This window comes from Isoptericola hypogeus (genome assembly GCF_039531145.1).
Taxonomy (GTDB): domain Bacteria; phylum Actinomycetota; class Actinomycetes; order Actinomycetales; family Cellulomonadaceae; genus Isoptericola; species Isoptericola hypogeus.
This window is the reverse complement of the sequence record NZ_BAAAPM010000002.1, coordinates 120,266-133,476: the sequence shown is the minus strand read 5'-3', so window position 1 is coordinate 133,476 and position 13,211 is coordinate 120,266. Positions and strand designations below refer to the sequence as shown.

The 13,211-nt window shown below is 72.0% G+C and carries 10 protein-coding genes; all 10 read left to right on the top strand.

Annotated features, from left to right (window positions below):
- Positions 1 to 134 precede the first annotated feature (134 nt).
- On the top strand, positions 135 to 1,193 hold the full coding sequence (locus tag ABD254_RS01080) for a LacI family DNA-binding transcriptional regulator (RefSeq protein ID WP_344244779.1): 1,059 nt from the start codon (positions 135 to 137) through the stop codon (positions 1,191 to 1,193).
- 94 nt (positions 1,194 to 1,287) lie between these two features.
- On the top strand, positions 1,288 to 2,619 hold the full coding sequence (locus ABD254_RS01075; protein ID WP_344244777.1) for an ABC transporter substrate-binding protein: 1,332 nt from the start codon (positions 1,288 to 1,290) through the stop codon (positions 2,617 to 2,619).
- 95 nt (positions 2,620 to 2,714) lie between these two features.
- Positions 2,715 to 3,674: a carbohydrate ABC transporter permease gene (locus tag ABD254_RS01070; protein WP_344244775.1), complete on the top strand. Its 960-nt coding sequence runs from the start codon at positions 2,715 to 2,717 to the stop codon at positions 3,672 to 3,674.
- Positions 3,674 to 4,591, top strand: a complete 918-nt coding sequence (locus ABD254_RS01065; protein ID WP_344244773.1) for a carbohydrate ABC transporter permease — start codon at positions 3,674 to 3,676, stop codon at positions 4,589 to 4,591. Before ABD254_RS01070 ends, ABD254_RS01065 begins: the two co-directional genes overlap by 1 nt.
- Positions 4,592 to 4,649: 58 nt before the next feature.
- Positions 4,650 to 6,956: an alpha-xylosidase gene (gene yicI, locus ABD254_RS01060; protein WP_344244771.1), complete on the top strand. Its 2,307-nt coding sequence runs from the start codon at positions 4,650 to 4,652 to the stop codon at positions 6,954 to 6,956.
- A 130-nt stretch (positions 6,957 to 7,086) separates the two neighbouring features.
- Positions 7,087 to 8,565, top strand: coding sequence for a GH1 family beta-glucosidase (locus tag ABD254_RS01055; RefSeq protein ID WP_344244769.1), 1,479 nt, complete (start codon positions 7,087 to 7,089; stop codon positions 8,563 to 8,565).
- A gap of 57 nt (positions 8,566 to 8,622) precedes the next feature.
- Positions 8,623 to 10,050: a serine hydrolase domain-containing protein gene (locus tag ABD254_RS01050; RefSeq protein ID WP_344244767.1), complete on the top strand. Its 1,428-nt coding sequence runs from the start codon at positions 8,623 to 8,625 to the stop codon at positions 10,048 to 10,050.
- 597 nt (positions 10,051 to 10,647) lie between these two features.
- The gene (nrdH, locus tag ABD254_RS01045) at positions 10,648 to 10,887 is read left to right on the top strand and encodes a glutaredoxin-like protein NrdH (RefSeq protein WP_344244765.1); all 240 of its coding nucleotides are present in this window, start codon (positions 10,648 to 10,650) and stop codon (positions 10,885 to 10,887) included.
- Positions 10,888 to 11,020: 133 nt separating this feature from the next.
- The gene (gene nrdI / locus ABD254_RS01040) at positions 11,021 to 11,452 is read left to right on the top strand and encodes a class Ib ribonucleoside-diphosphate reductase assembly flavoprotein NrdI (RefSeq protein WP_344244763.1); all 432 of its coding nucleotides are present in this window, start codon (positions 11,021 to 11,023) and stop codon (positions 11,450 to 11,452) included.
- 98 nt (positions 11,453 to 11,550) lie between these two features.
- Positions 11,551 to 13,211 (top strand): class 1b ribonucleoside-diphosphate reductase subunit alpha (nrdE, locus tag ABD254_RS01035; RefSeq protein ID WP_344245230.1); only part of this gene is annotated, 1,661 nt, incomplete at its 3' end.

Sequence of the window (13,211 nt, the reverse complement as noted above, 5' to 3'; positions counted from 1 at the left end):
TGACGCGTGCCACATCCATCCTGTTCGTCGAAGCGCTTCGACCAAGCGCTTCGACCAGCGCTTCGAATCAGGGTCTTCGACGGATCGGACGACGGAGCCCACGCAGCACGGTGGACGGCACAGGGAGGTGCGAGATGGCGACGATGCAGGACGTGGCCCGGCGCGCGGGTGTGTCGCTGAGCACGGTGTCCTACGCGCTCTCCGGCACCCGCAGCGTCTCCGCGGCGACGCGGGACCGCGTGGCCGCGGCGATGGCGGAGCTCGGGTACACGCCCAACGCCATGGCTCGCGGGCTCGCGTCCCGGCGCAGCCGGGTGCTGGCCCTCGTCTACCCGGCCGCCGAGCGCGGGCTCGGCGGGACGGTGGCGGAGTTCGTCTCCGCCGCGGCCGACACCGCGCGGGAGAACGGGCACCATCTGGTCCTGTGGCCGTTCCGGACGAACCAGGCCGACGAGGTGCGCGACCTCGTGCTCCAGGGGATGGCGGACGGCGTCCTCGTCATGGAGGTCACCCTCGACGACCCGCGCGTGGCCACGCTCCGCGACGCCGGGGTGCCGTTCACGATGATCGGCAGGACGCGCGACGTCGGGGGCCTGCCCAGCGTGGACGTCGACTTCGAGCGGACCACGCGCGAGGCCGTCGACCACCTCGTCGGGCTCGGCCACCGTCGCATCGCGTTCCTCAACCACTCGGAGGCGACCGCGACGGAGGGCTACGCCCCGACGTTCCGGGCCGAGGAGGGCTTCGCCGCCGCGATGCGGAGCCACGGGCTCGAGCCGCTCACCCGGCGGGTCGACGAGTCCCCGCAGGCGGGCCGCGAGGCGCTCGCCGACGTCCTCGCCGACCAGCCGGGCACCACCGCGCTGGTCACCATGAACGAGATCGCCACCTTCGGAGTGCTCGCCGAGCTCCAGCACCGTGGCGTCGGGGTCCCCGAGCAGATGTCGGTGCTCGCGATCGTCACGTCCCCCGGGGTGGCCGACATGAGCAACCCGCCCCTGACGACCATGCACGCCCCCGGCGCCGAGCTGGGCCGCCTCGCCGTCCTCAACCTGCTCTCGCAGGTCTCGGGGGAGGGCTCTCCGGCGGCCGGCGCGCTCATCGGCTGCACCCTCGAGCCCGGCCAGAGCGTCGGGCCCGCGCGGGACGCGGCCCCCGCGTCCGGCGCCGCGCAGTCCCCGCCCCGTCCCTGACGGTGCGCACCAGAAACCAGAAACCGACCTGTCCGGGCGCAAGAGCCCGGCGCGCTGGCGCACCCGCGCCGGGGCCGACGAAGGAGGAATCGCGATGACGCGAACCCGCAAGGCATCGATGATCGCCGCGCTGGCGGTCCTGCCCCTGGCACTGACCGCCTGCATCGGCGGGGGCGGCAGCGGTGGCGGCGGCAGCACCGCGGAGGGCGGTGGCGACGCCGACGACCAGACCCTGACGATCTGGCACTACGAGAACGACGACTCCGCCATGGGCCAGGCGTGGGCGAAGGCCATCGAGATCTTCGAGGACGAGCACCCGGACGTCACCGTCGAGGTCGAGAAGCAGACGTTCGAGCAGATCCAGAAGAACGCCAAGATCGTGCTCACCGGTGACGACGTGCCCGACGTCATGGAGTACAACAAGGGCAACGCGACCGCGGGGCAGCTCGCGTCGCAGGGCCTGCTGGCGCCGCTGACCGACGCCGCCGAGGAGAACGGCTGGGCCGACAAGCTCGCCGGCTCGCTGGCGACCACCGCCACGTACGACGAGAACGGGCTCATGGGCTCCGGCGAGTGGTACGGCGTGCCCAACTACGGCGAGTTCGTCGGGGTCTACTACAACCAGAAGATGTTCGACGACCTCGGCCTCGAGGTGCCCACGACCCTCGACGAGCTCGAGGCCGTGATGAAGGCCTTCAAGGCCGAGGGGATCACCCCGCTCGCCGAGGCCGGCGCGGAGTACCCGATGGGCCAGCTCTGGTACGAGCTCGTGCTCGCGAACGCGGACCGCGAGTTCGTGGACTCCTACCAGCTCTTCGACGGCGACGTCGACTTCCACGGCCCCGAGATGACGGCCGCCACCGAGCAGCTCGACGCGTGGATCAAGGAGGGCTACGTCGCGTCCGACTCGGCGGGCCTCACCGCCGAGGACATGGGGGTGGCCTTCATGAAGGGCGACTACCCGATGATGGTCTCCGGCTCGTGGTGGTTCGGCCGTGTCGTCGCCGAGATGCAGGACGAGTGGGGGCAGTTCAACTTCCCCGGCAACACGCTGCACGCCGGCTCGTCGGGCAACCTCTGGGTGGTGCCCACCAACGCCGACTCGCCGTCGCTGGCCACCGAGTTCATCGACACGACGCTGCGCCCGGAGGTGCAGGAGGTGCTCGCGCAGACGGGCGGCCTGCCCGTCGCGGGCGACGCGTCGACGATCGAGGACCCGAAGACCAAGGAGCTCACCGAGAACTTCCAGGCGATCCTCGACGAGGACGGGCTCGCCTTCTACCCCGACTGGCCGGTGCCGGGGTACTACGACGTGCTCGTGAGCGAGCTGCAGTCGCTGATCAACCAGTCGAAGTCGCCCGACGAGGTGCTCGACGGCCTCGAGTCCGCGTACGTCGACGGCAAGGCCGACCTGCTCGGTGAGTGACCGGGTGCCGGGCCGCCGTCCCACGCGTCGGCGGCCCGCCCCCGGCACGGCCCCCATCGGGCCGCTCCCGACCCGGCCCACCCAAGGAGCTGTTCATGAGCGCAACCACGCCTCTGCGCGCCCGACGGCGCCGGCCCGCATCCCGTTCCGCATCCGGGTCAGGATGGCCCGGCTACCTCCCGTACCTGATCCCCGGCGCGGTCCTGTTCGTCGTCGTCATCGGGTACCCCCTGGTCACCAACGTGTACATCAGCCTGTTCTCCTGGCGGGGCGGCCTCGCGCCGCTGGAGTGGGTGGGCTTCGACAACTACGCGGAGCTGTGGCAGGACTCGGACTTCTGGACCTCGTTCCAGAACTCGATCTGGATGATCGTCGCGATGGTGATCGTCCCGACGGCGATCGGCCTCATCCTCGCGGCCGTGCTGTTCGACTACCTGGGGCGCCGGTTCGGCGGGCGCGCCGCGTCCGTGCTGCGCGCCACGTACTACCTGCCGCAGATCCTGCCCGTCGCCGTCGCCGGCGTGCTGTGGAACTGGATCCTCAACGCCCAGACGGGAGCCCTCAACGAGATCCTGCGCGGGTTCGGCGTCGAGAACCCGCCGAACTGGCTCGGCGACCCGACGTTCGCGCTGCCGAGCGTCATGCTCGTGCTGATCTGGGTGCAGATCGGCTACCCGGTGGTGATCTTCATGGCGGCCCTGCAGCGGGTGGACCCCGAGCTGTACGAGGCGGCGGAGCTCGACGGCGCCGGCTGGTGGCGGCGGTTCCGCGCGATCACGATCCCGCAGATCCGCCCCGAGACGTTCGTCGTGACGCTCACGTGCACGGTCGCGGCGCTCAAGGTCTTCGGGCCGATCTACGTGCTCACCCGCGGCGGGCCGGAGAGCTCGACGCTCGTGCCGAGCTACTACTCGTACCTCAACTTCTTCGACAAGTCCCGGGTCGGCTACGGCGCGGCCGTCGCGACCGTGCTGACCGTCGTCATCATCGCCGTGGCCGTGATCATCCTCGCGCTGCAGGCGCGTGCCGAGCGCCGTGAGGGGGTGGGCAGCTGATGTCCACGACAATCGAGAACCTTCCCGCCGGCCGGGGCGTCGCGGCCCCGCCGCCCGGCCCGGACCCGCGCGGCTCGCGCCCCGACGCCCGCCACCGGCGCGGCGCCGCCCGCTGGTTCGTGCTCGCCGGCGCCGTCGTGGTGGCGCTGGTGATCCTCGCGCCGATGCTGATCATGCTGCTCAACGCGTTCAAGTCCCCGACCGACTACTCGCAGAACGGCCCGCTGAGCATCCCCACGTCGCTCTACTTCGACGGCGTGGTCAACTTCTGGACCCGCGTCGACTTCCCGGTGAAGCTGTGGAACTCGTTCTTCATCTCGGCGGTCGTGGCGGTCGCGGGCACGGTGCTGTCCCTGCTCAACGCGTACGCCATCGGCGTCGGGCGCATCAAGGGGCGGCTGGGGATCGTCCTGCTCTTCCTGCTCGCGAACATGCTCCCGCAGGAGGCCCTGATCTACCCGCTGTTCGACATGGCCCGCCAGGTGGGACTGTCCAACTCGCAGTGGTCGGTCATCATCATCTTCACGGTCATCCAGTCGGCCTTCGGCACCTACCTGCTGGCGTCCGTGCTCGGCACGTTCCCGCCCGCGCTGCTCGAGGCGGCGGCGCTCGACGGCGCCGGGCGCTGGCGGATCCTGTGGCAGGTCGTCTTCCCGATCGTCCGGCCGACGCTCATGGTCCTCGTGATCTTCTTCTTCATCTGGACCTGGAACGAGTTCTTCATCCCGCTGGTCATGCTGACGACGAACGACACGCAGACGATCCCCATCGCCCTCGCGTCCCTCCAGGGCGACCGGATGATGGACGCGCCGACGACGAACGCCGGCGCCCTCGTCTCGCTGATCCCCGCGCTGGTCTTCTTCCTGATCTTCCAGCGGACGCTCACGCGAGGGGTGACTGCGGGCGCCGTGAAGTGACGCTCCTCCGGCCGCCCGCGGCCCCCGCCCGACCGACCCCGACCCGACGAGGTACCTCATGAAGTTCACCGACGGCTACTGGCAGACCCGCCCCGGCATCGACCCGCTGTACGCGGTCCAGGTCGACGACGTCCGCGTGGACGAGGCGGCGGGCACGATGACGGTGTACGCGCCGACGGCCGTGATCCGTGGCCGCGGCGACACCCTCAACCGGCCGATGCTCACCGTCACGTACTCCTCGCCGTCGCCGGGCGTCGTCAAGGTGCGGGTGGAGCACTTCGCGGGCGCCGCGCGCCGCGGCCCGGAGTTCGCCGTCGCCGGCGAGGCCGGCTTCCGCCCGGTGGTGAAGGTCGACGAGGCCGCGGGCGTCCTGGAGTCGGGCGGGCTCAGCGTCCGCGTGCACCGCGGCGGGCGCTGGCGCGTCGACTTCGAGCAGGACGGGCGCGTCCTCACCTCCAGCCTGCCGAAGTCGGTGGGCGCGATGACGTCGTCGTCCGGGCCGGCCGCCGGCGGCGCGTGGGTGCACGAGCAGCTCTCGCTCGACCCGGGCGAGCACGTGTACGGGTTGGGGGAGCGGTTCGGCCCGTTCGTCAAGAACGGCCAGAGCGTCGACGTCTGGAACGAGGACGGCGGCACGTCGAGCGAGCAGGCGTACAAGAACGTGCCGTTCTACCTCACGAGCAAGGGCTACGGCGTCTTCGTCGCGCACCCGGAGAAGGTCTCGCTCGAGGTCGCGTCCGAGGTGAACACACGGGTGCAGTTCTCCGTCGAGGGGCAGGCGCTGGAGTACTACGTCGTCGCGGGCCCGACGCCCAAGGACGTGCTGCGGCGGTACACCGGCCTCACGGGCCGCCCGCCGGCGGTGCCGGCCTGGTCGTACGGGCTCTGGTTGTCGACGTCGTTCACCACCGACTACGACGAGGCCACCGTGACGTCCTTCGTCGACGGGATGGCCGAGCGCGACCTGCCGCTGAGCGTCTTCCACTTCGACTGCTTCTGGATGCGCGAGTACCAGTGGTGCGACTTCGAGTGGGACCCCCGCGTCTTCCCCGACCCGGAGGGGATGCTGGCCCGCCTGCACGAGCGCGGGCTCAAGGTCAGCGCGTGGATCAACCCGTACATCGGCCAGCGTTCCCCGCTGTTCGCGGAGGGTTCCGCGCGGGGCTACCTGCTGCGCACCCCGGACGGCGGCGTGTGGCAGTGGGACCTGTGGCAGGCCGGGATGGGGCTGGTCGACTTCACCAACCCCGACGCGACGGCGTGGTACCTGGGCCACCTGGAGCGGCTGCTCGACCAGGGCGTCGACTGCTTCAAGACGGACTTCGGCGAGCGCGTCCCCGTCGAGGGCGTCGTCTGGCACGACGGTTCCGACCCGCGCCAGATGCACAACTACTACGCCCAGCTCTACAACGAGGCCGTGTTCGGCCTGCTGGAGCGGCGCCGCGGGCGGGGCGAGGCGGTGCTGTTCGCCCGGTCGGCGACCGCCGGCGGGCAGCAGATGCCGGTGCACTGGGGCGGCGACTGCGACTCGACCTACGCGTCGATGGCGGAGTCGCTGCGCGGCGGCCTGTCGCTCGGCATGTCGGGCTTCGGCTACTGGAGCCACGACATCGGCGGCTTCGAGGGCACGCCGGACGCCGGGGTCTTCAAGCGCTGGCTCGCCTTCGGGCTGCTGTCCAGCCACTCGCGCCTGCACGGGTCCGGCTCGTACCGCGTGCCGTGGGCGTTCGACCCCGAGGCCGTCGACGTCGCGCGCCGGTTCACGCACCTCAAGCTGTCGCTGATGCCGTACCTCGCGGCGTCGGCCCGCCAGGCGACCGGCGACGGGACGCCGATCATGCGGTCCATGGTGCTGGAGTTCCCGGCCGACCGCGGCACGTTCGGCGTCGACACCCAGTACATGCTGGGCGACGCGCTGCTCGTCGCGCCGGTCTTCACGCCCGACGGGATCGTCGAGTACTACGTGCCCGAGGGCACGTGGACCCGGCTGCTCGACGACGGCGCGGGCGGCCACGAGCGCACCGTCACCGGGCCGCGCTGGGTCACCGAGACGCACGGCTTCGACTCGCTGCCGGTCCTGGTCCGGCCCGGCACGGTGCTGCCCGTCGGCGCCCGCACCGACCGGCCCGACTACGCGTGGGCCGACGGCGTCGAGCTGCGCCTGTTCGGGCTGCCCGACGGGTACGACGCGGTCACGGAGGTGCCCACCGGGGAGGCGGACGGGTCCGTCGCGCGGTTCCGCGTGCGGCGCACCGGCGACGAGGTCGAGGTCTCGTCGCGCGACGCGCCCGGCGCGTGGTCGGTGCGCGCCGGCGACCGGTGGGCGTCCGCCCAGGGTGCAGGCGCCGTGACGCTCGCCGTCTGAGACCGATCCCCGCGCCCCCCCCGCCGCGCGCCCGTCCCCAGCGGGGGCGGGGCGCGGGGCGCTAGACTTCCGATCCGATCGTGGGAGCGCTCCCACCCGGACTCCCGCCCGCAACGCCGAAGGACTTCACGTGAGCATCTCGACGCCCCGCACGCGCGGCGACGCCGCGCCCGCCGCCTCGTCCACCCGCACCTTCCCGACCGACTTCCTGTGGGGCACCGCGACCGCTGCGTACCAGATCGAGGGGGCCGCCGCCGAGGGCGGCCGCGGCCCTTCGATCTGGGACACCTACTCCCGCACCCCGGGCCGCACACTGGGCGGTGACACCGGCGACGTGGCGTGCGACCACTACCACCGCTGGTCGGAGGACGTCGACCACCTGGACCGCCTCGGCGTGGGCGCCTACCGGCTGTCGATCTCGTGGCCCCGCGTCCAGCCCGGCGGCCGCGGCCCGCTCAACTCCGATGGCGTCGCCTTCTACCGCACGCTGCTCGACGCCCTGCGCGAGCGCGGCATCCGCCCGTTCGTCACGCTGTACCACTGGGACCTGCCGCAGGAGCTCGAGGACGCCGGCGGCTGGGCGAACCGCGAGACCGCCCTCGCCTTCGAGGAGTACGCGCGGCTCATGGCCACCGAGCTCGGCGACCGCGTCGAGGCCTGGACGACGCTCAACGAGCCCTGGTGCTCCGCGTACCTCGGCTACGGCTCCGGCGTGCACGCCCCGGGCCGGACCGAGCCCGCCGCGGCGCTCGCCGCCGTCCATCACCTCAACCTCGCGCACGGGCTGGCCGCCCGCGCGATCCGGGACGTGGTCCCCGGCGCGCAGGTCTCCGTCACGCTGAACCTGCACGTCGTCCGCGCCGACGACCCGGCGTCGGCCGCCGACGCGGACGCCGTGCGCAAGATCGAGGCCCTCGCGAACCGCGCGTTCCTCGGCCCGCTGCTCGACGGCGCGTACCCGGCCGACCTGCTGGCCGACACGGCCCACGTCTCGGACTGGTCCTTCGTGCGGGACGGCGACCTCGAGCTGACCCGCCAGCCGCTCGACGTGCTGGGCGTGAACTACTACTCGACCGTCACCGTGCGGCACTTCGCGGGCGACGGCGAGCGGGCCGAGAACGACGGCCACGGCGCGTCCACCCACAGCCCGTGGATCGGCGTCACCGACGTCGAGTTCGTGCAGCAGGCCGGCCCGTACACGGCCATGGGCTGGAACATCCAGCCGGCAGGCCTCACCGACCTGCTCCTCGAGGTGCACCGCACCTACCCGGGGCTGCCGCTGGCCGTCACCGAGAACGGCGCGGCCTTCGACGACGAGCTGGTGGTCGCCGGCGGCGAGCGGCGCGTGCACGACGAGCGCCGCGTGTCCTACCTGCACGACCACGTCGACGCGGTGGGCGCGGCCCTCGACGCCGGCGCCGACGTGCGCGGGTACTTCGCGTGGTCGCTCATGGACAACTTCGAGTGGGGCTACGGGTACTCCAAGCGGTTCGGGATCCTGCACGTCGACTACGCGACGGGCGAGCGCACCTGGAAGGACTCCGCCCGCTGGTACCGGCGGCTCGTGACGACCGGCGCGCTGCCCGCCGTGACGGACGTCGAGGGCTGACCTGACCCGCCTGTCCGGTGTCGTCCTGCCGGCCGCGGCGGCCGCTAGCGTGCGCCCATGACCGCCGCACCCGACCGACCGTCGCCGCTGCCTCCCGGGACCGGCGAGGCGCTGAGCGCCGCGCTGCACGACCTGCGACGGGCGCGCCGCGTCCCGGCGCTGTCCGGCGCCGTCGCGCGCGACGGCGTGCTCGCGTGGGCCGACGCCGTGGGCGACGCGCGCCTCGGGCACGACGCGGCCCCCGTGCCCGTCACCACCTCCACCGCCTTCCGCGTCGGCTCGATCAGCAAGCCGATGACGGCGGTCGCCGTGCTGCGGCTCGTGGCGTCCGGGCGCGTCGGGCTGGACGACCCGGTGGGCAGGCACCTGCCCGACGCGCCCGCGCCGGCCGCCACGGTCGCGCAGCACCTCACGCACACGGCCGGGCTCCCGGCGGAGCCCCCGGGGCCGTGGTGGGAGCGGCACGGCGCGGGCGCCTGGGAGGAGCTGGTGGGCTCGGGCGTGCTGCCCGTCGCAGAGCCGGGGGAGCGGCACCACTACTCGAACGTCGGGTACGCGGTCCTGGGCCGCCTGGTCGAGACCGCCCACGGCCGCCCGTGGGACGAGGTCCTGCGCGACGAGGTGTGGGAGCCGCTCGGCATGTCGGGCACGGGCCGCGTGCCGGGGGGTGCGACGGCGACCGGGTACGCCGTGCACCCGCACGCCGACGCCGTCCTCGTGGAGCCGGTCGCCGGCTACGGCGCGATGGGCCCCGCGGGCGAGGTCTGGTCGACCCCGGCGGACCTCGTGGCGTTCGGCTCGTGGCTCGTCGGCGCGGGGCCGTGGGCCGACGACGACCGCGCGCTCCCCATGGCGTGGCGGCGTCGGATGGTCGCGCCGCGCGTCGTCGTGGACGAGCCGGGCGCGCCCCTGTCGGCCTGGGCGCTCGGCGTCTCGGTGCGCCGGCCGGACCCGGTCGGCGCTCCCGGGAGCGCGACGCAGACGGTCGGGCACGGCGGCTCCGTGCCGGGGTTCACCGCCACCGTGCGTGCCGACGCCGTGACGGGCGACGTCGTCGCCGTGTGCGGCAGCTCGACCGCCGGGTTCGGGGACGACGCCCCGCTCCGCGACGTGCTGCCGCCCCGGAGGCCGGTGGCGGGCCCCGTCGAGGTGCCGGACTCGACGCTCGCGCTGACGGGGACCTGGTACTGGGGGCCGATGCCGCACGTCGTGTCGGTCCGTCCCGACGGTCTGCTCGTGCTGCGGACGGCGGGAGACACGGGCCGGGGCACGGTGTTCGCCCGGCCGGACGGCGCCGGCGGGGACTGGTTCGGGGTCGAGGGCGGGTACTGGTGGGCCGAGCGGCTGCGGCCCGTCGGCCCCGAGGGCGGACCGGTCGCGCTCGACGTCGGGACGTTCCACCTCACCCGCACGCCCTACGACCCGGCGACGGCGGTCCCGGGAGGGGTGGACGGGCGCGGCTGGCGGCCGGTCGCGGCCTGGTGATCTGCCTGGTGACCCGCACAGCGTCTGCGGGCGTGTGCGACACGCCCGCGCGGCACGACACGCCGAGGGATGACGAGAATTCTCGATCGCGGATCGCCGGGAATGTCCGAACTTCGGGCCCGGGGCGGGCAGGTGCGGGCGGTCCGCCCGCGCCCCCGGCCGGCTCGGGCGGGGCTTGAGACCGGTCGCGCACACGCTGTGGACGTCCGTCGCCCACCGCCTGTGGACATCCGGCGGGAGGCGCGGAACGGCGCGGCGGGACGGCGGCGGCGGCGTGCACGGGGGGTGTGGACAGTCGTGTCGGACCCCCGTGGGAGGCTGGTTCCATGGCTCGTCCGGAGGTCGATCGGCGTCCTCGCGGAGGCGAATGACACGCGTGTCAACCACAACATGTCGGTGCCGCGCGAGCGCTGACCACTAGGTGTAGTGTTTGGAGCACGCGAGGGGCGCAGGCCTCCACGTAAAGCACACCGGCGTAGTTCCACGGGTGTCGTGCCTGGTCGGGCCCCTTTCGAGGACTGGCCGGCGGCACGGTCCGAGGGCCGGCCGCGATTCGGACGACGCCCCCACGGGGCGCGGAGAAGGGGAGAGACGGACATGAGCATCACGGTCTACAGCAAGCCGGCCTGCGTGCAGTGCGACGCGACCTACCGCGCCCTCGACCGCAAGGGCGTCGAGTACACCGTCGTCGACATCACCCAGGACGCCGAGGCGCTGGAGATGGTCCGTGGGCTCGGCTACCTGCAGGCCCCCGTGGTCGTCGCCGGCGACACGCACTGGTCGGGCTTCCGTCCGGACCAGATCAGCGCCGTCGCGGCACAGGCCGTCTCGGCCTGACGTCGCGGGCCGCGGTCCGCACGCCCCACGCAGCCGGCGCCCCGGGCTTCGATTCCCGACCCGGGGCGCCGTGCCTTCTCCGGCGGCACCAGTCGCCGCCGGTCACGCAAGCAGCATCCGGGGGAGGGGGAGCATGAGTTCTCTCGTCTACTTCTCCAGCGTGTCGGAGAACACCCACCGCTTCGTCCAGCGCCTCGGCCTCGAGGAGCGGGGCATCGGTGTCTCCCGCATCCCCGTGCGCAAGTCGGACGACATGCTGCGGGTCGACGAACCGTACGTCCTCATGGTTCCCACCTATGGCGGGGGCAACGAGGGTGGTGCGGTGCCGCGCAGGGTGCGCGAGTTCCTGAACGACCCGCACAACCGGTCCTTCGTCCGTGGCGTGATCGCCGCGGGGAACACCAACTTCGGCGCTGCCTACTGCATCGCCGGCGACATCATCTCCGCGAAGTGCCAGGTGCCCTACCTGTACGCCTTCGAACTTCTGGGGACAGCTGAGGACGCCCGCCGCGTCCGTGACGGATTGGGACGATTTTGGCAACGACAGTCACTGATCTCGGCGTGAGCGCTGCTGGTACGACCGACGCGGGCGCAGGCCCGGTCGCGGGGGCCACCGCGGTGCCGCTGCAGAGCCTGCAGCTCGACTACCACGCGCTCAACGCGATGCTCAACCTGTACGGACCGGACGGCAAGATCCAGTTCGACAAGGACCGCGAGGCCACGCGCGAGTACTTCCGCCAGCACGTCGAGCCGAACACCATCGGCTTCGACACCCTCGATGCGAAGCTCGACCACCTCGTCGAGAACAAGTACTACGACCCGACGGTCCTGGCCAAGTACTCCCGTGCCTTCGTCAAGGAGCTGTTCCAGCTCGCCTACGCGGCGGACTTCCAGTTCGACTCTTTCCTCGGCGCGTTCAAGTACTACACGTCGTACACGCTCAAGACGTTCGACGGGAAGAAGTACCTCGAGCGCTTCGAGGACCGCGTCTCGATGGTCGCGCTCGGCCTCGCGGACGGCGACGAGCAGACGGCGCGCGACATCGTCGCCGAGATCATCTCCGGCCGGTTCCAGCCCGCCACCCCGACCTTCCTCAACGTCGGCAAGGCGCAGCGCGGCGAGCCCGTGTCCTGCTTCCTGCTGCGCATCGAGGACAACATGGAGTCGATCGCGCGCTCCATCAACTCCGCCCTCCAGCTGTCCAAGCGGGGCGGCGGCGTGGCCCTGCTGCTCAGCAACATCCGCGAGCACGGCGCGCCGATCAAGCACATCGAGAACCAGTCGTCCGGCGTCATCCCCGTGATGAAGCTGCTCGAGGACTCCTTCTCCTACGCCAACCAGCTCGGGGCGCGCCAGGGCGCCGGCGCGGTGTACCTGCACGCGCACCACCCCGACATCATGCGGTTCCTCGACACCAAGCGGGAGAACGCGGACGAGAAGATCCGCATCAAGACGCTCTCGCTCGGCGTGGTGATCCCGGACGTGACGTTCGAGCTCGCCAAGAAGAACGCGGACATGCACCTGTTCAGCCCGTACGACGTCGAGCGCGTCTACGGCAAGCCGTTCGCGGACGTCTCCATCAGCGAGAAGTACGACGAGCTCGTCGCAGACGACCGGATCCGCAAGACCACGATCAAGGCCCGCGACTTCTTCCAGACCATCGCGGAGCTGCAGTTCGAGTCGGGCTACCCGTACGTGATGTTCGAGGACACGGTGAACCGGGCCAACCCGATCGAGGGCCGCATCACCCACTCGAACCTGTGCTCGGAGATCCTGCAGGTCTCGACGCCGTCCACATTCAACGAGGACCTGTCCTACGACCACGTGGGCCGCGACATCTCGTGCAACCTGGGTTCGCTGAACATCGCGCGGACGATGGACTCGCCCGACTTCGGCAAGACCATCGAGACGTCGATCCGCGCGCTCACGGCGGTCTCCGACCAGACGAGCATCGAGTCGGTACCGTCGGTCAAGCGGGCCAACGAGCTCGGCCACGCGATCGGCCTGGGGCAGATGAACCTGCACGGCTACCTCGCGCGCGAGCGGATCTACTACGGCTCCGACGAGGGCGTCGACTTCACGAACCTCTACTTCTACACGGTCGCGTACCACGCGATCGCGGCCTCCAACCGGCTCGCGATCGAGCGGGGCCGGGCGTTCGGCAGCTTCGAGACGTCGAAGTACGCCACCGGCGAGTACTTCGACAAGTACACCGAGCGCGAGTGGGCGCCGGCGACCGAGCGGGTCGCGCAGCTGTTCGCCGACGCCGGGGTGCGCATCCCCACGCGGGACGACTGGCGCGCGCTCAAGGCGTCCGTCATGGA

Coding starts and splice junctions, on each gene's coding strand:
- ABD254_RS01075 (WP_344244777.1), top strand. CDS start 1,288: ATGACGCGAACCCGCAAGGCATCGATGATCGCCGCGCTGGCGGTCCTG.
- nrdI (WP_344244763.1), top strand. CDS start 11,021: ATGAGTTCTCTCGTCTACTTCTCCAGCGTGTCGGAGAACACCCACCGC.
- yicI (WP_344244771.1), top strand. CDS start 4,650: ATGAAGTTCACCGACGGCTACTGGCAGACCCGCCCCGGCATCGACCCG.
- nrdH (WP_344244765.1), top strand. CDS start 10,648: ATGAGCATCACGGTCTACAGCAAGCCGGCCTGCGTGCAGTGCGACGCG.
- ABD254_RS01070 (WP_344244775.1), top strand. CDS start 2,715: ATGAGCGCAACCACGCCTCTGCGCGCCCGACGGCGCCGGCCCGCATCC.
- ABD254_RS01050 (WP_344244767.1), top strand. CDS start 8,623: ATGACCGCCGCACCCGACCGACCGTCGCCGCTGCCTCCCGGGACCGGC.
- ABD254_RS01080 (WP_344244779.1), top strand. CDS start 135: ATGGCGACGATGCAGGACGTGGCCCGGCGCGCGGGTGTGTCGCTGAGC.
- ABD254_RS01065 (WP_344244773.1), top strand. CDS start 3,674: ATGTCCACGACAATCGAGAACCTTCCCGCCGGCCGGGGCGTCGCGGCC.